At 68.3% G+C, this 18,760-nt stretch carries 20 protein-coding genes and 3 pseudogenes; 10 read left to right on the forward strand and 13 right to left on the reverse strand.

Annotated elements, in window-relative coordinates; translation table 11 throughout:
- Nucleotides 1–254: 254 nt before the first annotated feature.
- Together ACZ7HQ_RS10880 and ACZ7HQ_RS10885 are read right to left on the reverse strand one after the other, a co-directional pair.
- Nucleotides 255–1,334: a cobalamin-independent methionine synthase II family protein gene (locus ACZ7HQ_RS10880; protein WP_470987194.1), complete on the reverse strand. Its 1,080-nt coding sequence runs from the start codon at nucleotides 1,332–1,334 to the stop codon at nucleotides 255–257.
- The gene (locus tag ACZ7HQ_RS10885) at nucleotides 1,331–1,750 is read right to left on the reverse strand and encodes a hypothetical protein (RefSeq protein ID WP_470987195.1); all 420 of its coding nucleotides are present in this window, start codon (nucleotides 1,748–1,750) and stop codon (nucleotides 1,331–1,333) included. The genes ACZ7HQ_RS10880 and ACZ7HQ_RS10885 overlap by 4 nt, the downstream gene beginning before the upstream one ends.
- Before the next feature lie 336 nt (nucleotides 1,751–2,086).
- On the opposite strand from ACZ7HQ_RS10885, the gene ACZ7HQ_RS10890 reads away from it, so the two are divergent.
- Complete coding sequence (locus ACZ7HQ_RS10890) at nucleotides 2,087–2,614, forward strand: EF-hand domain-containing protein (protein WP_470987197.1); 528 nt, start codon at nucleotides 2,087–2,089, stop codon at nucleotides 2,612–2,614.
- A gap of 41 nt (nucleotides 2,615–2,655) precedes the next feature.
- Here ACZ7HQ_RS10890 and ACZ7HQ_RS10895 read toward each other — a convergent pair.
- The 4 genes and pseudogenes from ACZ7HQ_RS10895 to ACZ7HQ_RS10910 form a co-directional block, all read right to left on the reverse strand.
- Nucleotides 2,656–2,748 (reverse strand): annotated as a pseudogene (locus tag ACZ7HQ_RS10895) (IS5/IS1182 family transposase); the annotation flags it as partial.
- A 139-nt stretch (nucleotides 2,749–2,887) separates the two neighbouring features.
- Entirely contained in the window at nucleotides 2,888–4,033 is a 1,146-nt protein-coding gene (locus tag ACZ7HQ_RS10900) for an RNA polymerase sigma factor (RefSeq protein ID WP_470987199.1), read from the reverse strand.
- Nucleotides 4,030–4,449, reverse strand: a complete 420-nt coding sequence (locus tag ACZ7HQ_RS10905) for a YciI family protein (RefSeq protein WP_470987201.1) — start codon at nucleotides 4,447–4,449, stop codon at nucleotides 4,030–4,032. The genes ACZ7HQ_RS10900 and ACZ7HQ_RS10905 overlap by 4 nt, the downstream gene beginning before the upstream one ends.
- A gap of 462 nt (nucleotides 4,450–4,911) precedes the next feature.
- The gene (locus ACZ7HQ_RS10910; protein WP_470987202.1) at nucleotides 4,912–5,760 is read right to left on the reverse strand and encodes a helix-turn-helix transcriptional regulator; all 849 of its coding nucleotides are present in this window, start codon (nucleotides 5,758–5,760) and stop codon (nucleotides 4,912–4,914) included.
- 142 nt (nucleotides 5,761–5,902) lie between these two features.
- Here ACZ7HQ_RS10910 and ACZ7HQ_RS10915 point away from each other — a divergent pair, with 142 nt between their 5' ends.
- Entirely contained in the window at nucleotides 5,903–6,682 is a 780-nt protein-coding gene (locus ACZ7HQ_RS10915) for an NAD(P)H-dependent oxidoreductase (protein WP_470987204.1), read from the forward strand.
- Between the two features lie 166 nt (nucleotides 6,683–6,848).
- A pseudogene (locus tag ACZ7HQ_RS10920) lies at nucleotides 6,849–7,289 on the forward strand (transposase family protein); the annotation flags it as partial.
- A gap of 71 nt (nucleotides 7,290–7,360) precedes the next feature.
- Here the strand turns inward: ACZ7HQ_RS10920 and ACZ7HQ_RS10925 are convergent.
- A complete protein-coding gene (locus ACZ7HQ_RS10925; RefSeq protein ID WP_470987206.1) occupies nucleotides 7,361–7,918 on the reverse strand; it encodes a hypothetical protein in 558 nt (185 codons plus the stop codon).
- A 222-nt stretch (nucleotides 7,919–8,140) separates the two neighbouring features.
- Between ACZ7HQ_RS10925 and ACZ7HQ_RS10930 the strand changes: the two genes are divergently transcribed.
- From ACZ7HQ_RS10930 to ACZ7HQ_RS10945, 4 genes are all read left to right on the forward strand, one after another.
- A complete protein-coding gene (locus tag ACZ7HQ_RS10930) occupies nucleotides 8,141–8,668 on the forward strand; it encodes a DinB family protein (RefSeq protein ID WP_470987208.1) in 528 nt (175 codons plus the stop codon).
- A 507-nt stretch (nucleotides 8,669–9,175) separates the two neighbouring features.
- Entirely contained in the window at nucleotides 9,176–9,880 is a 705-nt protein-coding gene (locus ACZ7HQ_RS10935; RefSeq protein ID WP_470987209.1) for a Clp protease N-terminal domain-containing protein, read from the forward strand.
- 517 nt (nucleotides 9,881–10,397) lie between these two features.
- Complete coding sequence (locus ACZ7HQ_RS10940) at nucleotides 10,398–10,571, forward strand: hypothetical protein (RefSeq protein ID WP_470988872.1); 174 nt, start codon at nucleotides 10,398–10,400, stop codon at nucleotides 10,569–10,571.
- Complete coding sequence (locus tag ACZ7HQ_RS10945; protein ID WP_470988876.1) at nucleotides 10,571–11,377, forward strand: beta-ketoacyl-[acyl-carrier-protein] synthase family protein; 807 nt, start codon at nucleotides 10,571–10,573, stop codon at nucleotides 11,375–11,377. Before ACZ7HQ_RS10940 ends, ACZ7HQ_RS10945 begins: the two co-directional genes overlap by 1 nt.
- Before the next feature lie 387 nt (nucleotides 11,378–11,764).
- On the opposite strand, the gene ACZ7HQ_RS10950 is transcribed toward ACZ7HQ_RS10945, so the two are convergent.
- The gene (locus ACZ7HQ_RS10950; protein ID WP_470987211.1) at nucleotides 11,765–11,911 is read right to left on the reverse strand and encodes a hypothetical protein; all 147 of its coding nucleotides are present in this window, start codon (nucleotides 11,909–11,911) and stop codon (nucleotides 11,765–11,767) included.
- A 237-nt stretch (nucleotides 11,912–12,148) separates the two neighbouring features.
- On the opposite strand from ACZ7HQ_RS10950, the gene katG reads away from it, so the two are divergent.
- Nucleotides 12,149–14,341 carry a catalase/peroxidase HPI gene (katG, locus tag ACZ7HQ_RS10955; RefSeq protein ID WP_470987213.1) on the forward strand — a complete coding sequence of 731 codons (2,193 nt, stop codon included), beginning with the start codon at nucleotides 12,149–12,151 and terminating at the stop codon, nucleotides 14,339–14,341.
- A 108-nt stretch (nucleotides 14,342–14,449) separates the two neighbouring features.
- On the opposite strand, the gene ACZ7HQ_RS10960 is transcribed toward katG, so the two are convergent.
- From ACZ7HQ_RS10960 to ACZ7HQ_RS10970, 3 genes are read right to left on the reverse strand one after another with little or no spacing between them, the layout of a single operon-like run.
- Entirely contained in the window at nucleotides 14,450–14,803 is a 354-nt protein-coding gene (locus ACZ7HQ_RS10960; protein WP_470987214.1) for a hypothetical protein, read from the reverse strand.
- A 26-nt stretch (nucleotides 14,804–14,829) separates the two neighbouring features.
- Nucleotides 14,830–15,069 carry a hypothetical protein gene (locus ACZ7HQ_RS10965; RefSeq protein ID WP_470987215.1) on the reverse strand — a complete coding sequence of 80 codons (240 nt, stop codon included), beginning with the start codon at nucleotides 15,067–15,069 and terminating at the stop codon, nucleotides 14,830–14,832.
- Nucleotides 15,070–15,089: 20 nt separating this feature from the next.
- Entirely contained in the window at nucleotides 15,090–15,512 is a 423-nt protein-coding gene (locus ACZ7HQ_RS10970; protein WP_470987216.1) for a VOC family protein, read from the reverse strand.
- 124 nt (nucleotides 15,513–15,636) lie between these two features.
- On the opposite strand from ACZ7HQ_RS10970, the gene ACZ7HQ_RS10975 reads away from it, so the two are divergent.
- Nucleotides 15,637–16,200, forward strand: coding sequence for a GNAT family N-acetyltransferase (locus ACZ7HQ_RS10975; RefSeq protein ID WP_470988879.1), 564 nt, complete (start codon nucleotides 15,637–15,639; stop codon nucleotides 16,198–16,200).
- Nucleotides 16,201–16,598: 398 nt separating this feature from the next.
- Here ACZ7HQ_RS10975 and ACZ7HQ_RS10980 read toward each other — a convergent pair whose 3' ends face one another.
- Together ACZ7HQ_RS10980 and ACZ7HQ_RS10985 are read right to left on the reverse strand one after the other, a co-directional pair.
- Nucleotides 16,599–16,856: a DUF6221 family protein gene (locus ACZ7HQ_RS10980; protein ID WP_470987217.1), complete on the reverse strand. Its 258-nt coding sequence runs from the start codon at nucleotides 16,854–16,856 to the stop codon at nucleotides 16,599–16,601.
- Between the two features lie 71 nt (nucleotides 16,857–16,927).
- Nucleotides 16,928–17,595 (reverse strand): annotated as a pseudogene (locus ACZ7HQ_RS10985) (IS5 family transposase); the annotation flags it as partial.
- A 417-nt stretch (nucleotides 17,596–18,012) separates the two neighbouring features.
- Here ACZ7HQ_RS10985 and ACZ7HQ_RS10990 point away from each other — a divergent pair.
- Nucleotides 18,013–18,525, forward strand: coding sequence for a GNAT family N-acetyltransferase (locus tag ACZ7HQ_RS10990; protein ID WP_470987218.1), 513 nt, complete (start codon nucleotides 18,013–18,015; stop codon nucleotides 18,523–18,525).
- Nucleotides 18,526–18,760 lie beyond the last annotated feature (235 nt).

The following is an 18,760-nucleotide window of genomic DNA, read 5'->3' on the forward strand; positions in this document are numbered from 1 at the left end:
CAAGCCGGCCAGCGCCGCAGCCGCGGGGGGGCCGCTCGTCGAGTCGTACGGGCTCGGCGAACGAGGCGCCGGCCTGACAGGTGGCCTTCTCAACCCGAAGGCCCGGTTACGGCGCTGGAGGCGGCGGCAGCCGGCGAGCCAGGCCATGGTGCACTGGTGAAGTGTCGGTACTCGAGAGTTGCAGTATTCGCCTGCGGAGTGGGCAGGCACGGCCGTTCAGCCCGCGCAGTGTTGTCACATCCTCCGCCTAGGATTCAGCCGCCCAGCTCGTGGGCTGCCAGGGCGGTGCCTTCGATGCGGGCGCGGATCTTGGCGAAGGCGGTGTCCCGGGAGGTGGAGGTGTCGTCGGCGAAGGGTGAGAAGCCACAGTCGTCGCAGGTGCCCAGGCGGTCGACGGGCAAGTGACGGGCAGCGGCCAGGACGCGGTCGCGGACCACTTCGGGGGGCTCGACGCGGGGATCGATCGGGTCGGTGACGCCGATGAAGGCGCGGGCCTGGTCGGGAAGGTGATCGGCGAGGACGGCGAGGACCTTGTCCGGTTCGGGCTCGCTGGCGAGCTGCACGTAGAAGGCGCCGGCCTTGAGCCGGAGCAAGACGGGCAACAGGGCCGTGTAGTCCACGTCAAGACTGTGCGTGGAGTCCTGGTCACCGCCGGGGCAGGTGTGTACGCCGATCCTGGCCTGCTCGGCGGCGGAGAAGCGTTCCAGGACCCGGTTGTTGAGCGCGATGAACTGGTCCAGCAGTCCGCCGCCCGGGTCGAGTTTCAGTGCAAGGCGGGCCTCGGTGAAGTCCAGCTGGACGCGGTGCGCGCCGGCGTCCAGGCACCGTCGGATGTCGGTCTCGGCCTCACTGGTGAGGTCGTCGAGGAAGGCATCGTGGGGATATCCGTCGATGCCGTCGGGCGGGTAGAGCAGGCTGAGAGCCGAGGGCGCGATGACGGCCTGCTTCACCGGTACGGTCGCGTACCGGAGGGCCGTGCGGAGATAGCCGTCGGCGTGGACGCCGTAGCGCAGCGGCCCGGCCGTCAGGCGGGGTAGCTGTCGCTGGTGTCCATCGGCGAAGGGAATGACGACGCCGTCGGGTGACAGCCGGTCCAGGCCGGACAGGGGGTAGGTGGCGAAGCTGGGTTTGGCCTGTTCGCCGTCGGTGACGACCGGGGAGCCGATTTCCTCCAGGCATCGAATGGTGTCGGCGACCGCGCGCTCCTGGGCAGCTGCGAGTTCCTCGTTGCTGATCCGGCCCGCGGCATGGTCTGCCACGGCTACGAGGAGCTCGGCGGGCCGGGGAATGCTGCCGATGGGTTCGGTGGGAATCCCTACCACGGCCGGGGTCACGCTCCGATCTCCAACAGCGCCTCACCGGTGCTTCCCGTCAGCCCGGACAAGAGGCACTCCGTGGGCAGCTGGCCGGGGAGCGCGGGCACGGTCCGATGCGCCGCCAGCCCTTCGCCGCGGCCCTCGACGACCCGGCCCGACAGCCGGACGACGAGGACGCCGGCGACGCGGATGCTGGTGCCGCTGTCGTAGGAGATCAACGACCGTTTGCCGTCGGCATAGCTGACGACTTCCCTGAGGCGGGGGCTGTCTACCGTGATGCAGGACGCTGAGGGCGACTCACCTTCCAGGTACCCGGTGGCCGACACCGTCCGGCCGGGAGCGACCGCGCATCCGTAACTGGCGCGTGTGCGAACGCGGGTCGGGCGGGGCAGCAGAGTCAATGGCGGGTCATACATGCTGGTGCTGGAACCCATGCACAGGACACCATCTCTGTGCTCGGGCACATGGGCCTGGCTCGCCGGAGCCCACACCACCGACGAGCCCACCAGGGCCAAGGAACTCAGCGCCACTGCCGCGCCACCTCTACCGAACATCCACCCTCCAGCGAATCCGCTCTGCCTACAGGCCGTGACTACCCCGGGCCACTCCTGCCACCCAGGCGCGTTGCCGCACACCACCCGCGTACGACCCGCACTGCACGCGGGACGCGCCCCGCGCACACCCAATGGGTGCCTTGAGCCTGATGCCGAGGGGTAAGCCCAACCGGAACACAGCACTCACACCGAACGTCCCCGTCAGAAGGGATCCCGATGGACCAGGCAGCCGCGCAGAGACTCGTCTTCGCCATGCTGGACGCGGACGGAGACGGAGTCGTCTCCAGGGACGAATACATGGCACGCACCAGGAACGTGGCGCTGGCAACGGGGCGCAAGGAGGACGACCCGCTCGTCGTCACCGCACGCACACTCGGCGAGCGGGCGTGGGCATCGATGGACGCCGATGGCGACGGAGGGATGACCTTCGACGAATACGCGGCCTGGGCGGGCGCCGAGGCGTTCGACACCGTCTGCGCACCCGTCCTCGGCGCCCTCTTCGACCTCGCCGACACCGATCAGGACGGCACCCTCGACATGCCCGAGTTCACAGCCCTGCGCACAGCACTGAACAACCCGGCCACCAACGCCGAAGCAGCGTTCGAGGCCCTGGACGCCGATGGCGACGGACGCATCAACCGCGACGACTACATTGCGTCGATCCGCGCCCATGTAACCGGCGAAGGCTCCTCCATGGGCACGGCGCTGTACAGCAGGCCACTCTCGGACACCCCAGCGAAGTGACAAACGTCCGTACGGCTGGACAGGGGAACAGCGCGAAGGCCGTGGTTTCGTTCGATCGTCCACCGGTGTCGTCCGAGTCGCTGCGAGGGCTCGACGCCCTTGCGGGCGTTGTAGGGACCGATACCCCGCGGCCGCGGCGGGACCGGATCGGCGGATGGGCAGTGTTCCCTCACGTCACGAGAGAGGGATCAGGGCGTGCCTGCCCCGGACGGTCTGGACGGTCCGGACGGTCTGGACGGCCGAGCTGACTCCTTCGCCCCCGAGCGCGCCCCGTCAGGCACCTTCGCGGGCGTTGATCCGGGCGGCCTGGCGCGTCAGGTGGTCGCGCTCGGCAAGGTTGGGTGCCTTGTGGGCCGCCTCGCTGTACAGCCGTGCCGCCGTCTCCAGGTCGCCGTCGCGCTCGTGGAGGTACGCCGCCACCGCGGCGTGGCGGGGCAGTGAGGCGTCCAGCGCCGCGAGCGCCGCCAGGCCGGCGCGCGGTCCGTCGGCCTCCCCGACCGCGACGGCACGGTTGAGCCGGACGACCGGGCTGTCGGTGAGGCGCGTGAGCTCGTCGTACCACTCGACGATCTGCACCCAGTCGGTCTCCTCGGCGGTGGGCGCGTCGGCGTGGAGTGCCGCGATGGCGGCCTGGGCCTGGAACTCGCCCAGCCGGTCGCGGGCGAGGGCGGCCTGGAGGATCCCGACGCCCTCGGCGATCAACGCCGTGTCCCACCGGCCGCGGTCCTGCTCGGCGAGCGGCACCAGGCTGCCGTCGGCCGCGGTCCGCGCGGCGCGCCTGGCGTGGTGGAGCAGCATGAGGGCGAGCAGCCCGGCCACCTCGGGGTGGTCGATGTGGGCCGCGAGCTGCCGGGTGAGCCGGATGGCCTCGCCGACGAGGTCGACGTCGCCCGAGTAGCCCTCGTTGAAGACGAGGTAGAGGACGCGCAGCACGGTGGCGACGTCGCCGGGCTGGTCGAAGCGTACGCCGGAGACGGTGCGCTTGGCCCGGCTGATGCGCTGCGCCATGGTCGCCTCGGGCACCAGGTAGGCCTCGGCGATCTGCCGGGTGGTCAGCCCGCCGACGGCGCGCAGCGTGAGCGCGACCGCTGACGCCGGGGTCAGCGACGGGTGGGCGCACAGGAAGTAGAGCTGGAGCGTGTCGTCCACCGCGGGTGCGGGCCCGGGCGTCGGCTCCTCGTCGACGCGGTCCTCACGCCGGCGGCGGGCGGCGTCCGCCCGGGTCGCGTCGAGGAACTTGCGCCAGGCCACGGTGACCAGCCAGCCCTTCGGGTCCCGCGGCGGCTCGTTCGGCCAGACGCGGACCGCCTCGACCAGCGCGTCCTGCACGGCGTCCTCGGCCGCCGCGAAGTCGGCTCCGCGGCGGACGAGGATGGCGAGCACGCTCGGCGTGAGACTCCTCAGCAGGGCCTCATTCATCGATGAGGGCACTCCGTGACGGTGGGCGTCGCGGTCAGGAAGGGGCGCAGCTCCAGCCACTCGTGGATCGGCTTGCCGCCCGCTCCAGGGGCGGCCGAAAGCTCCCCGGCCAGTTCGACGGCGCGCTCGTAGCTGTCCACGTCGATCACCATCCAGCCGGCGATGACGTCCTTGGTCTCGGCGAAGGGGCCGTCGGTGACCGGCGGGCGCCCCTCGCCGTCGTAGCGGACCCACGTTCCCTCGGGGGCGAGCGCCTGACCGTCGATGAACTCGCCGGTCTTCTCCAGCCGGGCCGCGAAGTCGTTCATGTACTGCACATGCGCCGAGATCTCCTCCGGGCTCCACTGGTCCATCGGCACGTTGTTGACCGGAGCCGGGGCGCCGCGGTAGTGCTTCAGCAGCAGGTACTTGGCCATCGTGGTTCTCCTCGGTTCTCGTGCGACCCATTGTGGTCGCGTTCACCCCGGGGACGGAGCCGGACGCGGGTTCTCGACATCGCCGTCCGATTTTTTTTGGGCTTTCGTGGATGAGCCCGGGTGAGCCGCCTCCCGGTGTCCGGTTCCGCAGCCCACCACGCCTCCCGGTGGCTGTTCCCCGGCCGCCGAGCCGGGCAGCCGCAGCACCGCCGACGTCCTTGCGGCCCTCCTCGACGATATCGGTGTCCCCACCGATCGGTGTCCCCACCGCGGCCGGCCGCACCGCCGCGATCCGGCAGCACGTGCCGGATATGCCCGTCCCGGTCGTCGCAGCGGCTCTGGGCCACCACCACCGGGTCGCCACGGCCGGCCGAGCCGGAATCCGAAGCCGGAGGCGCCTCGAGCCGACGTGCCTCGGGAGACCATTGACGGTCACCGCCAGGCTGGAGCTCGAGCGGGCCCTTACTCGCGGCCCTGAGCGTTCACTGTGGGATGCATGTCACCGCTGTCCGCGCCCAGGCCCGCGAGCAGGCGCAGCCCGTCCTCGGCGGGGCTGCCGGGGGCTGCGGACAGCACCAGCAGCTCCATGCCCGAGCCGTCCGGTAGGGCGAAGTTCTCCTGGTGCAGTTCCAGCAGTCCGACCAGCGGGTGCCGGTACGCCTTGCGTCCGTGTGTGCGGGCGCGCACGTCCGCGCGGGCCCAGAGGCGCCGGAAGCGCTCGCTGCCCATCGCCAACTCGCCGATGAGCGACGCCAGACGGGGGTCCTCGGGGTATTTGCCGGCGGCCAGGCGCAGGTGCCCGACCACGTCGAGGGTGCATTGCTCCCAGTCCGCGTAGAGCCCGCGCTCAGCCTCCTCGAGGAAGATGTGCCGGGCGGTGTTCATGCCCGGCACCGGCCGGCCGTAGAGGAGCCCCGCAAGGCGGTTTCCGGCGAGCACGTCCAGGCGATGGTCCATGATCAGCGCGGGTGCGTCGGCGACCAGGTCGAGGACGCGCAGCACCTCCGGCCGAACTCGCCCGCCCGGCACCTTCGCGCGTCGGCGGCGCTGGCGGCCGAGCCGGTAGAGGTGCCCGCGTTCGGTGTCGTCGAGACCGAGAACGCGGGCAAGGGCGTCGAGGACCTGCTCGGAGGGCTGGGTCGCGCGGCCCTGCTCCAGGCGTACGTAGTAGTCGACGCTGACTCCGGACAGGTGTGCGACCTCTTCGCGGCGCAGCCCTGCGACCCGGCGGCGGCTGTCGGTGGGGATTCCAACGGCCGCCGGGTCGACCCGGGAACGCCGGGTCCGCAGGAAGCTCGCAAGATCGTCCATACCCCCAGTATGGCCTCGGTGGCGCCCGTGAAGGTGGTCCTGCCGTTACCAGGAAGTCCCGTCCTACGGAAGAGGCGCCCCTGAACGCCGGGCGCCGCGGCACCCAGGATCGAAGGCACCCGATCCGAAGGAGTTCGTTCCCATGAAGACGCTGATCGTCTACGCCCACCCGGAGCCGAAGTCACTCAACAGCTCGCTGAAGGACCTCGCGGTGTCCACATTGGAGACCGCCGGGCACGACGTACGGGTCAGTGACCTGTACGCGATGAACTGGAAGGCGGTCGTGGACGCCGCGGACTACGGTCCCGCCGCCTCAAGTCCGCTGAAGGTCGCCCTGGACTCGGGCCGGGCCTTCGACGCCGGGACGCTCACCCCGGACGTCCTCGCCGAGCAGCGGAAGCTCCTGTGGGCCGACACGATCATCTTCCAGTTCCCGCTGTGGTGGTACACGATGCCCGCGATCCTCAAGGGCTGGGTGGACCGGGTGTTCACCTACCACTTCGCGTACGGCGTCGGCGAGCACAGCGACACCAGGTATGGCGAGCGCTTCGGCGAGGGCACCCTGGCGGGCAGGAAGGCCCTGCTGTCGGTGACCGTCGGCGGCCCGGAGTCGCACTATGCCGCTCGCGGGATCAATGGGCCCATCGACGATCTGCTGTTCCCGATCCACCACGGCATCCTCTACTACCCGGGCATCGAGGTGCTGCCGCCGTTCGTGCTGTACGGCGCCGACCGGATGACCGGCGAGGACTACCCGAACGTCGCGAGGGCCTGGCAGCAGCGGCTGCTCACCCTGGAGTCGACCGAGCCGATCGCGTTCCGGCGGCAGAACTTCGGCGACTACGAGATTCCCTCGCTGCACCTGAAGGAGGGACTGGAGCCCGCGGGCCGTACGGGTTTCGGACTGCACGTGCGAGGCTGACCAACGACGACGGACGTGCGACCCGGGGCGCGAACCCGAGGCGCACGCAGCCCGGGGAGCAACCCGAGGGGCGGCCCGAGGAGCGTAGTTGGCCGCGTCGTCCTCGGGTTCTCTGCTCTCACCAAGGGTTGTCCCGTAACCGCTGGTCGGGTGCCATGAGCTTGCCATGTCTGGTGTGATCGCGGCGTCGGAGCCGTCTGGATAGCCCCGTTCACTGGATTGAGCCCCCAGCAGTTCGGCAAGTTGGTCACCGCGCTACACCGCGAAGGTGTGGCCCCGACCTGCAAGGGCAGGCCGTGGAGCCCGCCGCTGCAGGACCGGGTTCTGCTGGTCACCGCATACTGGCGGACGAACCTGACGCTGCGGCAGCTCGCCCCGCTGTTCGGGGTGTCAAAGTCTGCTGCCGCCCGGTCGTCGATCATCTCGGGCCGCTACTCGCCCTGCGACCACGCAAGCGGTTCCGCAAGGAGACCGTGCTGATCGTGGACGGCACCCTGATCCCCACCTGTCCGGCGCCAAGGCAGCTGTCGGCCACCTCACGGTGATAGCCAACGGCGGCGACCGAGGCACCGGCCTGATCATCCCGCACCGACGGGAACCAGGTCAGGGCGCCTCACTGGGTGACCGGCAGGCAACAGCCAGGACAGCCAGTACGACAGAGACCAGGAAGCAGGCCGGCTATAACTCCTCTCCCAATCGCGCCCACGTATGAGTGTCCAGACTGTCATGGGGTCCCATGCGGGAGAGTTCGGCGCCGTCGTGTCCCAGGGCCACGATCACGGGACGGACTCCGCGGCTGATATGGGGAGACTTCCAAACAGCGATGAGACTGCGCTGCTCGGGAACCTCGATCCGGCGGACACCGATGAGAACCTGCCTCACATCCCGCCCGAGTCGCACTTTGACGCAACTGATCCATGGGGCCGCGGTGATGGAGTGCGGAGGGTCAAGGCTGCGGGTGAGGCTGAGCACGGCTCCGCCGCTGCTCACGTCGAGCACATCGACGTCGACAGGATCGTCTCCGGAGCCAATGCTGCCCCCCACGTACCTCCACTGCTCGCCGAACCACTCCAGAAGCGCAATGTGCTCACGCATCCGTGATGACTTCGGACGCCACAGGATCCAGATCGCTCCGACACCGGCAGTGTCGTCGACATCGGCTGACACCACGGTCAGCAGGCGCCGCGGCATCCACCACGGTTGCGGCTCATTTCCCGCCAGCGCCCGCTTCTCCACGCCCCGCAGAAAAGTCTCCCACCGGGGTCCCGCCCCCACGGCCTCTCCCCATGCCTGCATGTGCCTGCGATACCCGGCGCGCGAGGGCACCAAGCCCGATGCGGCTGAGGCAACGCCTCACCACCGCCGACAGAAAGATCAGTATGGGACAGCCCTCACGAAGGACGGCCTGACCGCGGCGCCCTTTTGCCAGCTCAAACCCTGGCGGTGCAGAGTGGATCTATGACATGGACAGCCCCATCGGTCGAGCGTACCCAGCAGTTGGGTGATCTGGGCACCGTAACTGAGCGCCAGATGCTGGAGGGTTGGCTGAACTGGCACCGGCAAACGTTGCTGGCCAAGTGCGCCGGGCTTGAACCGACCCAATTGGCGCGGACGACCGTGGAACCCTCGAACCTCACCCTGCTTGGCTTGGTCCGGCACATGGCGGAGATAGAACGATGGTGGTTCCGGCGAAGCTTCGCAGGTGAGGCCATCGGCGATGTCTTCACCGGTCCGTCGGACGGCAACGAGGGACTCGACGGAGTTCACGCAGCAGATGCGGAGAGGGACTTCGGATTGTTCCGGGCCGAGATCAAAGCGTGCGATGCGGCGGCGGCCGGGCGCGACCTCGACGAGGTCTTCGCGTCCTCCCGTGGAGTTCCTCTCAGCCTGCGCTGGGTCTACGTGTTGATGATCCAGGAGTACGCCCGCCACAACGGCCACGCCGACTTCCTGCGGGAGCGGACCGACGGGAGGACGGGTGACTGAGCTTCGCTCTGAGACTGGTCCGGCAACAGGTGCCCTGGCAATGGGATGACCATCGGATTCGGGCATGAGTTCCTCGTGATTGTGGAGTTCTCCCGCGTGTGTCATGTCGCTACGTTCACGCCGCCTGGTGAGGCGTCCTCCTCGGAGTGCGGCTGCAGAACACCCCGCCCCCCACCCATCTCGCGCCGCGCAAGTCCGCCAGTGGCCCCACTGGTCGGCGGGAACGGGCCGCAGCACGGTCACCGGCGGGCAGTCGGGCTTGATGCCGATATCACCTTCGGCGGACGGACAGGCAGCAACTGCGCCACGCACTCCAACAGATCGCGACAAGTCGTGGCGAATCGGCGTTCAACCGTCAAGCCTCACAGCCCAATTCCAAAGCCATCTAGTCGGTCGCGATCGGGCCCAGCTGCTGCACCGGACCATCGCACGCCACTACGGGGCGCACCAAGAAGTGGGCGTCAATTACAAGTTGACGACGGGCGGTCGTCAACTTAAACTTGACGCATGAGCCCACTCGACATCAGCCTCGCCGACCTGATCGCCCGGCTCGACGAGGAACTCCCCGACGCCAGCGAACTGGCCCGCATCAGCGAAGCACGACTGCGGGCCCAGACCCTGTCCGACCTCGGTGACCAGCTCATCGACCACTACGTCAGCAAGGCCAAGCAGACCGGCGCGTCATGGACCGAGATCGGCGACGCCATCGGGGTGTCCAAGCAGGCCGCCCAGCAACGCCACGCGCCCGCCGCCTTCGAGCGGTTCACCAACCTGAACCGTCACAGCATCGTGCTGGCGCAGGAGGCCGCCCGAACACACAAGCACGACTTCATTGGCACCGAACACATGCTGCTCGGCCTGCTCGGCGAACCGCGGGGCCTTGCGTACGAGGTGCTGGTGGCGAAAACGGAATCGGAGCAACGCATCCGTGCCGCGATCGAGGAAGCGCTGCCGCCGGCCGGAAAAAAGGCGCTGCGCGGTCACATCGCGTTCCGGCCGGAGAGCAAGGAGGCCATCGAGCAGGCACGCCGCTCATCGGCCGACCTCGGGCACGACTGGGTCGGCACAGAACACACGCTGCTCGGCCTGATCCGCACCGAGGAGAGCCCGGCCGCGCAGATCCTGCGCAACCTCGGCTTCACGGCAGACGAACTGTACGAGACGGTCAAGACCGAGATCACCAAGCGGCTGACCGCGCGCGACATGCGGTAACGATACGAGCAGCCGCTGCGAAGGAATGGACCGGCACAGCCACCCCAGGGGCCTTCGACTACGCCAGGACTGAGGCGAGGGAGAGGCCGGTGGTAACGGATCGAAGTCCTGCCGGAGGAAGCCGGCCAAGGACCTCATGGGTGCCTGGTTACGCGGTTCCGCCTGGCGGATCCATGGGGCGAGCAGAAAGCCGCGGCGATATCGGACCGTGCCGGTGACGGGGCGGGCGAGGTTGCATGCCCGGGCGATGTCCGGGCATGCAGGGCGGGCTTGTTCAAGCTCAGCGGCTTGACCAGGCGACAGTGCGTCGCGCGGGCGCGTGATCCGTCCACTGAGCCTCCGCCAACTTGAAGACGTATGTCAGGGGACTGGTGTGACCGGTTCTCGGGGTGCTCACGCTGGTCGAACCTAGCCTCCCTCAAGTCCGCAGCCCGCGGATCTGCCTCACGCAGATCGCCTCCCCGGAAGTCCAGGTTGCGCCGAGGCCAGGAAGCTGGACCGCGGTGAGCAGGTCGCCATCCTCAGTGCGCGGGAAGCTTGGCAGGACGCCGGCGCTCCGCAGGTCGAGCCGGAACGATTCGCCGTCGTCATTGGCACCGGCACCGGTGGTGTCCTCACCACGCTGGGCAGGACGACGTCTTCGAACGCACCGGGATTCGCCGGTTGTCCCAGTTCACGGTCCCCATGCTGATGCCCAACGGGCCGGCTGCTTGGGTGAGCATGGACCTGGGGGCGAAGGGAGGCGCCAGGACTCCGGTGAGTGCCTGTGCGTCCGGGGCAGAGGCACTCGCCCTGGGGCAGGATCTGATCCGCAGCGGGCGGGCGGACGTGGTCGTCGCAGGCGGGGTGGAGGCATGCCTGCATCCCTTCACCATCGCGGCATTCGCCCAGATGAAGGCCCTGTCGACGCGGTCCGTGGACCCGGAGACCATATCCCGCCCGTTCGACGTCAAGCGGTCCGGGTTCGTCATGGGCGAAGGCGGGGCAATGATGGTCCTCGAACGCCCCGAGTTCGCCCGGGCCCGTGGAGCACGTGCCCAGGGCACGCTGGCCGGCAGAGCCGTGGGTCCGAGCGCGAACCACATCACGGCCTCGGACGCGGAAGGCCAGGCCGTCGCCATGGAACTGGCGCTGCGCGACGCCGGCCTGACCCCGGCGGACATGGGGATCGTGCACGCCCACGCCACCTCGACGGAGTCCGGTGACCTGGCGGAGGCCGAGGCGATCGGCCGGGTGATCGGCAGCCACGCTGCGGTGACGGCCACGAAGTCGATGACGGGTCACATGATGGGCGCTTCCGGAACGGTTGGCGCTATGGCGGCTCTGTTCGCACTCAAGGACGGCACGGCGCCGGCCACGCGCAACCTCGACGAACTCGACCCGCGCGTGGAACTGGACATGGTGCGTGGCGAGCGGCGCACCGGTCAGTGGTCTGCTGCGCTGGCGAACTCGTTCGGGTTCGGCGGACACAACGTCAGTCTCGTCTTCACCAAGTGACGACGAGGCCCTGACCGCCACGCTGAGCGGCATGGGCCCCTCAGGCCCGGTTGCCGCCCACTCGTGATGTCCGGACTCGCCGCTTCCGGGGCCCGTCGGCTCGCTGACGGGCCCTCAGTGCTCGATCAGCCGATCACCAAAGACGCCCAGGACCACAGCTCGCGCCCTGCGCCGGCACTCGCTCGAGACGGCCCCAGACGGTCAGACGGTGGAGTCCGCTGGGTGAACAGGGCAGGATGAGCACGCGATGACACGGGGCGTCAAGGTCCCCCTTCTGCGTAAGTGTGCGCAGACGGGCTCCTCGCCGGTCCGGATCTGGCCGGCGATGTGGTCCCCCGGGCGCCGACGACGCTGTGGCTCGTCTGCTTGTCCCTGACCCCATCGGGGTCAGCCGCGCTCGACCACGATCGGCGTGAGGGACGGCCCGGCAGGTGTCGACGGTACGTCCGGGGCACCGAACGACACGTCGTAGCCCGCCACCGGTCCACAGATGACGATCGGGATCGACAACTGCTCACTCAGGCCGTTCGTCACGGCGCAGAAGCAGAAAAGCCGACCCCTCTCTCACGTCTGTCACGCGGGGTGCTCTGCGTGTTTCACAGAGGTGTGGTCCGCGGTGCGTCACCATACGGACACGAGACAGCACATTTTCCAGCCGGTGGGCGCCATGGCGCGCTGATTGTGTGGGTCGAGGTGCTCTCCCCAGCAAAGCCAACGACGTCGAGAGCGGCAGCCGGCAGAAGGAAAATCGAGACAGGAAGAAGGACGGGCATGTCCGGCAGTGAAAGCGAGAATCCTGCAATCCCTTCACCGACGCCCACGCCGACTCGGCGGCCCAGGACGAACCGGGACTGGTGGCCGAATCAGCTGGACCTTCAGGTGCTCCATCAGCACTCACCCCGATCCAACCCGATGGACGAGGACTTCGACTACGCGGAAGAGTTCGCGACCCTCGACGTCGACGCGCTGAAGCGTGACGTCTTCGAGGTGATGACGACCTCCCAGGACTGGTGGCCTGCCGACTACGGTCACTACGGTCCGCTCTTCATCCGGATGAGCTGGCATGCCGCGGGAACGTACCGCATCGAGGACGGCCGCGGCGGTGGCGGCAGCGGCGCACAGCGCTTCGCCCCCCTCAACAGCTGGCCGGACAACGCGAGCCTCGACAAGGCGCGCCGTCTGCTGTGGCCGGTCAAACAGAAGTACGGCCGGAAGATCTCCTGGGCCGATCTTCTGGTCTTCGCCGGAAACTGCGCCATGGAATCCATGGGGTTCAAGACGTTCGGGTTCGGTTTCGGACGACATGACATCTGGGAACCCGAGGAGATCTTCTGGGGGCCCGAGGACACGTGGCTCGGAGATGAGCGCTACAGCGGCGACAGGGAACTCACCGGTCCTTTCGCCGCCGTACAGATGGGACTGATCTACGTCAATCCGGAGGGGCCCAACGGAAACCCGGACCCCATGGCCGCCGCACGGGACGTTCGGGAGACGTTCGGTCGCATGGCGATGAATGACGAGGAGACGGTCGCACTCATCGTCGGCGGCCACACCTTCGGCAAGTGTCATGGCGCGGTCGACGCCAGTTACATCGGCCCGGAACCCGAGGCCGCCCCCATCGAGCAGCAGGGCCTCGGCTGGCGGAACACATACGACAGCGGCACCGGTCCCCACACGCTCACCAGTGGACTGGAGGGCGCATGGACAACCGAGCCGACCAAGTGGGACAACGGCTACCTGGACAATCTCTACGGGTACGAGTGGGAGCTGACGAGCAGCCCCGCCGGCGCCCACCAGTGGACTCCCTCGGATCCCGCGGCCCGGAACACCGTACGCGACGCACATGATCCGTCGAAGCGGCACGCCCCCATGATGCTGACGACGGACCTCGCGCTGAAGGTGGACCCGGTTTACGGCCCGATCACGAAGAGGTTCCACGAGAACCCGGACGAGCTCGCGGTGGCGTTCGGCAAGGCGTGGTACAAACTGCTGCACCGCGACATGGGGCCCCTCTCGCGCTACCTCGGCCCGTGGATTCCCGAGCCGCAGCTGTGGCAGGACCCCGTTCCCGACGTCGATCACGAACTGGTCGGGGACGCGGACATCGCTGCTCTCAAGAGCACGATCCTCGCCTCGGGCCTTTCCGCCTCCCAGCTGGTCACCACCGCCTGGGCGTCGGCGGCAAGCTTCCGCGGCACCGACAAGCGCGGCGGGGCGAACGGAGCACGGATCCGGCTCGCGCCGCAGAAGGACTGGGAACTCAACAACCTCCCCGAGGTGACGGAGGTACTGCACACGCTCGAGCGGATCCAGCAGGACTTCAACCTCTCCCAGACCGGCGGAACGCGGGTCTCCCTCGCCGACCTGATCGTCCTCGGCGGGTGCGCGGCCGTCGAGCAGGCCGCGAGGAACGCCGGGCACGACATCACGGTTCCGTTCGCACCGGGGCGTACGGACGCCTCGCAGGAGCAGACCGACGCGGCGTCGTTCGCCGTGCTGGAGCCCAAGGCGGATGCCTTCCGCAACTACCTTCCGGCGGGCGAGAAGCTGTCGCCGGAGACCCTCATGCTGGACCGCGCCAACCTGCTGACGCTGACCGCTCCCGAGATGACGGTGCTGATCGGCGGAATGCGGGCCCTGAACACCGGCTTCAAGGGGTCCCCCCACGGTGTCTTCACCGACCGGCCGGGAACCCTGACCAACGACTTCTTCGTCAACCTGCTCGACATGGGCACGGAGTGGAAGGCGTCGGCCACGGACGAGAACGTGTTCGAAGGCCGGGACCGCGCCACCGGCGAGGTCAAGTGGACCGCCACCGCCGTCGACCTGATCTTCGGTGCGCACTCCCAGCTCAGGGCCATCTCGGAGGTCTACGCGTCGCATGATGCGGGAGAGAAGTTCGTAGGTGACTTCGTGGCGGCGTGGAACAAGGTGATGAACCTCGACCGGTTCGACCTCGCCTGAGCCCGGCGTCCCGGTCGGCCCTCATCGGCCGACCGGGACGTGGCGGAGTGCGGCACGCTGCGGCGCTGAGCCAGGTGCCTGCGTGAGGCGGCCGTCGCGGAGTTTCTGTCAGTCGTGCAAGAGCTGAAGGGAGAGGTCAGCGACTTCTTGGACGAGGCGGCTGTCTTGGAGCATGCGGGGTCGCAAGGCGGATGCCGCGCCGTACTTCAGTGTCGTTACCGGCACGTACCGCTCGACGCCGAACGGCGTGCCGAACAGCATTGACTGTACGAAGGACCCGACGTAGAGCGCGGTCAGGGGCTCGTGCTCGAAGTACTGGAGGGTCGCCGGGTCACTCAGGAGGAACCTGGTGAAATTCTCACCGGCCACCACGTCGGCTTGAATCTCCATCCCACGGCGCAGTTGGTTCATGCTCAGATGTCGGGGGATGCGTGGCTCGCCAGCGCGGGTCAGCCGCAGCACGTGGTCATGTCGGACGACGATGTGTGTCAGTTCGTGGACGATGAGATAGACGAAGGCGAGACAGGTGAAGTTGACCCCAGGATGTCGCGTCCCTCATCTGGCGGTGTTCTGAGGTTGAACTCGTCGAGCGCTTCCCAGTACTGATCCTCGTTCTGGCTGTGGTCTTCGCCGAAGACGGGGACGAGTCCCGGAGCGAGCTCCCACGGAAAGTCGCCTTCGTCCAGGGCCGAGGCCGCGACGGTCACATCGGTTTCGTCTTGTTCCACATGCCACAGCAGCCTTCGGGTCAGGGCCTGTCCTTGGGACCGTTCACGTAGTTGGACGGTGCCAGGGTGCGCAGGACGTCGAACTCGTTGCCCTCGGGGTCGGCCATGACCACCCAGCTCCGGCCGGGGTCCTGGCCCACGTCCACCTTGGCACCACCGAGGCCGAGCAGCCTGGCCACCTCGTCGTCGGTACTTCCGTCGATCGGGCTGACGTCGAGGTGGAGCCGGTTCTTCACAGTCTTGCCCTCGGGCACCCGGATAAAGAGCAGGGTGGGCGGCATCTGGCGGGCCCGGACCTCCTCGACGGTCGGCTCCCAGGAACCGATCTCGACCTTGCCCTCGCTGCGGTCGATCACCTTGAAGCCCAGGACCGCGCACCAGAAGGCCGCGAGCCCCTCCGGATCGTGGCAGTCGACAACCAACTCGGTGAACCTACTGGTCATTACTCCCCCAGACAGTGCGGACAGAGGGCTCAGCCTATGGGCCGTGCCACCCCGCCGGTCCGGAATCGCTATGCCCCCCAACCCTTGGAATCGATCATCTAGGCTTTCGGTCATGCATACGGGGATGACCAGCGGTGTGACCACTGAGCCCACCATTCTTGACGCCATGGAGCTGGCTGCCGATCCGGAGCTGGAGGTCCGGTTTGCGGAGTCGGCCCACCGGATCCTGGCGGACCTGGTTGGTGGAGGTGCCGCGTTGGGCTGGGTCGAACCACCGTCGCGGGATGAGGTGGCGGACCTTCTCGATCATGTGGTGGCTGCGACGCGGGCCGGGGACGCGGCCCTGCGGGCCGCCTATCTCGGCCGTCAGCTTGTCGGGTTCGGGTACTGGCTGCGCTACGCCCGGCCCACCCATCGGCCACACGCCGATCTGGAGAAGATCGCGGTGGATGCTGCTGCCCATGGTCGTGGTGTGGGACGGGCGCTGACCGCTGCCTTGATCGCTGACGCCCGGGAGGCGGGCATCGAGGTCCTCACCCTGGATGCCCGTGGCGACAACGCCAATGCCCTGCACCTCTACCGGTCGCTGGGCTTCACCGAATACGGCCGTCTGCCCAGCTTCGTCGCAGTCGGCGAACACCGCTACGACAAGGTCTTCTACATGCTGGACTTCCGCCAACAGGGCTGAGACCACTGTCGCACGACGGCCCGGCCGGCATCATCCACCCCACCCGGAGCTCCGGATCTCGACGGCCCGGCGTGACCTTGATGGGCCAGAGTCAGCGAAGAGCAAGCTCGGCTCGCCCGTGGGCACTTGTTGCGTTTGCGGGCATCGTATAGGCGCGAAGAAGTACGGATGGTGTTGTGCGCAAGGCGCGATGGACAGCGGCCGCGACACTCACCGTGGCCGTGATGACCGCCGCGTGCGGGACGCTCTCGTGCACGGGCACCTTCGTGCGGGCGAAGAAGGACGGCGGGCGCGGCCTGGGCCATCTGTTGATGGACCCGGACGGCTCCTCACTCGTGATCGACTTTGACGGGCCTCCCGGCCGCTGGGGTGGCCTAGGGGATGTCTCTTTGGTCGGCCTACGGACGCCACTCCTGGCGGTACTGGGGGTGCTCCGCGTACGACTGCGCCAGCATTTTGAGCGCGTACGCGAGCCCCGCGTGACGTGAATCCGCCAGGTCCATTGCCTGATAGTCCCTGGCCAGCATGTCGACCAGGTCGAGCATCGGCAGGTGGCTATCGAGGAGGGCGTTGGCGCCGAAGCGGTGGGCCACCTCGGCATAGGCGTGGTCGTCCTCCATGTTGCGGTCCCGAAGGAATTTCACGAGGTCGTCCATGGGTTGATCTTCGCGCAGGAGCAAGGGCCATCGGGTGGGGTCACCGCCATCAGTTCAGCTACGGAGCTGGGTCACCGGCGGGCCCAGATGAGGATGGCCGCGAGGTGGAGTGCGGCCTGGTAAGCGATGGCGAGCTTGCCTGTCCGCAGGGCCGGGCGGCGCCACTGCTTGAACCGGTTGATGCATCGCTCGACCGCGTTGCGCTGCTTGTACGCCTCGGCGTCGAAGACCGGCGGAAGACCGCCGGCGCGACCTCGCCGCAGACGGTGCCCAACCTGTTCGGACGGCTGCGGGATGACGGCACGGATCCCTCGCCGGCGCAGTGGCCCACGGATCGCGCGGGACGAATTCGCGCGCTCTGCCAGGACGGCCTGCGGGCGGGTTCTCGGTCTGCCACGTCCGCTTCTCGGAACGCGGATGCCGGCCATGACGGCGTCGAAGGCCGGTGTGTCGCCCGCCTGGCCTGCGGTGACGTGGAGGGCCAGGGGTCGTGCACGGCTGTCGCTGGCAAGATGGACTTTCGTGCTCAGGCCGCCGCGGGAGCGTCCGAGCCCGTGATCGTCTGGTTCGGCGCGGTCCGAAGCCCCTTCTTCCCGGCTCCAGCGGCATGTTGATGGGCGCGGCAGACGGTGGAGCCCACCGACACGGTCCAGCCGATGTCGTTAGTGCGACCATGCCGACCAGGAAGGTCAGCCATGCCATCGACAGGGCCGTGGCAACGCCGAGCAGAGCCGTCAGCAACGTGACCCCTGGACGGGCTGTGGACGAAGGGCTCGCTCGGCTTCCGCGGGCCGTAGAGCCTCGCGTAAGTCTGAGGATTCATGAGCCGATGATCGTCGGCAGCCCGCGTGCACTTCATGAGGCGCTCTAGTCAACCAAGCGCGCAGACGTACTCACTCTCGACTGCTCCAGGCGCTGGTTCTCACCGCGAGAATGGACAGCACTTCGCCCTCACCTCGGCCGTGTATGGTTGCTGGGTTCGTGCTTGATCAGGAGGGGAGGTGAGGTTGATGACCGCGCTCATGGCCACCGTGCGTAGTGTCCGGGTCTCCCTCACGTCCCGGGCCGTGGCCTGACTTCCTGTCCCGCCCTCGCTGAGAGCGTGAGCTCGCGGGGCCACCACACGAACCTATCCCGAAACGGATCTTCCATCGTCATGGGCAACAATTGGCTCTCGCGCGCCGAAACCAGCGCCGACATCCCCGCCATCCGCGACATCCACCTTGCCGCTTTCCCAACTCCTGCCGAGGCTGACCTCGTCGACAGCCTGCGCGCCGACCCGACCGCCTGGGTCGAGGGCCTCTCCCTCGTCGCAGCGGACGGGACCGGCCGCCCGGTGGGCCACGCACTGCTGACCCGCTGCCACATCGACACCACGCCGGCCCTGTGCCTGGCCCCGTGCGCCGTCCGACCGGAGCGGCAACGGACCGGTGCTGGTACCGCGGCGATCCGTGCCGCCCTGGCCGCAGCCCGATCCCTGGGTGAGCGCCACGTGGTCGTCCTCGGGCATCCGGCCTACTACTACCGGTTCGGGTTCACCCGTGCCTCGGACCACGGCATCGGCCTGACCATCGATATCCCCGACGACGCCCTGATGGCACTCAGCCTCGACGCCGGCCATCCGCTCCCCAGCGGGACCGTCCACTACGCCGCTGCGTTCGGTATCTGACCCGACCTGTGCCGCGCGGGCCAAACTCCCGCGCGGCACGTGCTCCGGGCGCCGATCTCTGGGTCTCCTCGCCTTGGTGCTGCCCACTGTCATGAGCATCGAACACTGCTCGGCGACAGTGCCTCCCGAAGCCGTGAATACCTGCTGTAGCGACTGATGCACAGAGCCAAGGCGCCAACCGAAGTGCGCAGCTGCCGACTCGTGTGCTCAGTTCGGCGAGAAGACGGCGACGTAC

Source organism: Streptomyces sp. NPDC037290, from assembly GCF_055603245.1.

What these genes read in the sequence shown, in the direction of transcription:
- ACZ7HQ_RS10910 (WP_470987202.1), bottom strand. Translation starts at nt 5,760, where the DNA reads ATGGACGATCTTGCGAGCTTCCTGCGGACCCGGCGTTCCCGGGTCGAC.
- ACZ7HQ_RS10935 (WP_470987209.1), top strand. Translation starts at nt 9,176, where the DNA reads ATGAGCCCACTCGACATCAGCCTCGCCGACCTGATCGCCCGGCTCGAC.
- ACZ7HQ_RS10930 (WP_470987208.1), top strand. Translation starts at nt 8,141, where the DNA reads ATGACATGGACAGCCCCATCGGTCGAGCGTACCCAGCAGTTGGGTGAT.
- ACZ7HQ_RS10945 (WP_470988876.1), top strand. Translation starts at nt 10,571, where the DNA reads ATGCCCAACGGGCCGGCTGCTTGGGTGAGCATGGACCTGGGGGCGAAG.
- ACZ7HQ_RS10980 (WP_470987217.1), bottom strand. Translation starts at nt 16,856, where the DNA reads ATGGACGACCTCGTGAAATTCCTTCGGGACCGCAACATGGAGGACGAC.
- ACZ7HQ_RS10905 (WP_470987201.1), bottom strand. Translation starts at nt 4,449, where the DNA reads ATGGCCAAGTACCTGCTGCTGAAGCACTACCGCGGCGCCCCGGCTCCG.
- ACZ7HQ_RS10975 (WP_470988879.1), top strand. Translation starts at nt 15,637, where the DNA reads ATGACCAGCGGTGTGACCACTGAGCCCACCATTCTTGACGCCATGGAG.
- ACZ7HQ_RS10890 (WP_470987197.1), top strand. Translation starts at nt 2,087, where the DNA reads ATGGACCAGGCAGCCGCGCAGAGACTCGTCTTCGCCATGCTGGACGCG.
- ACZ7HQ_RS10885 (WP_470987195.1), bottom strand. Translation starts at nt 1,750, where the DNA reads ATGGGTTCCAGCACCAGCATGTATGACCCGCCATTGACTCTGCTGCCC.
- katG (WP_470987213.1), top strand. Translation starts at nt 12,149, where the DNA reads ATGTCCGGCAGTGAAAGCGAGAATCCTGCAATCCCTTCACCGACGCCC.
- ACZ7HQ_RS10970 (WP_470987216.1), bottom strand. Translation starts at nt 15,512, where the DNA reads ATGACCAGTAGGTTCACCGAGTTGGTTGTCGACTGCCACGATCCGGAG.
- ACZ7HQ_RS10990 (WP_470987218.1), top strand. Translation starts at nt 18,013, where the DNA reads ATGGGCAACAATTGGCTCTCGCGCGCCGAAACCAGCGCCGACATCCCC.
- ACZ7HQ_RS10900 (WP_470987199.1), bottom strand. Translation starts at nt 4,033, where the DNA reads ATGAATGAGGCCCTGCTGAGGAGTCTCACGCCGAGCGTGCTCGCCATC.
- ACZ7HQ_RS10915 (WP_470987204.1), top strand. Translation starts at nt 5,903, where the DNA reads ATGAAGACGCTGATCGTCTACGCCCACCCGGAGCCGAAGTCACTCAAC.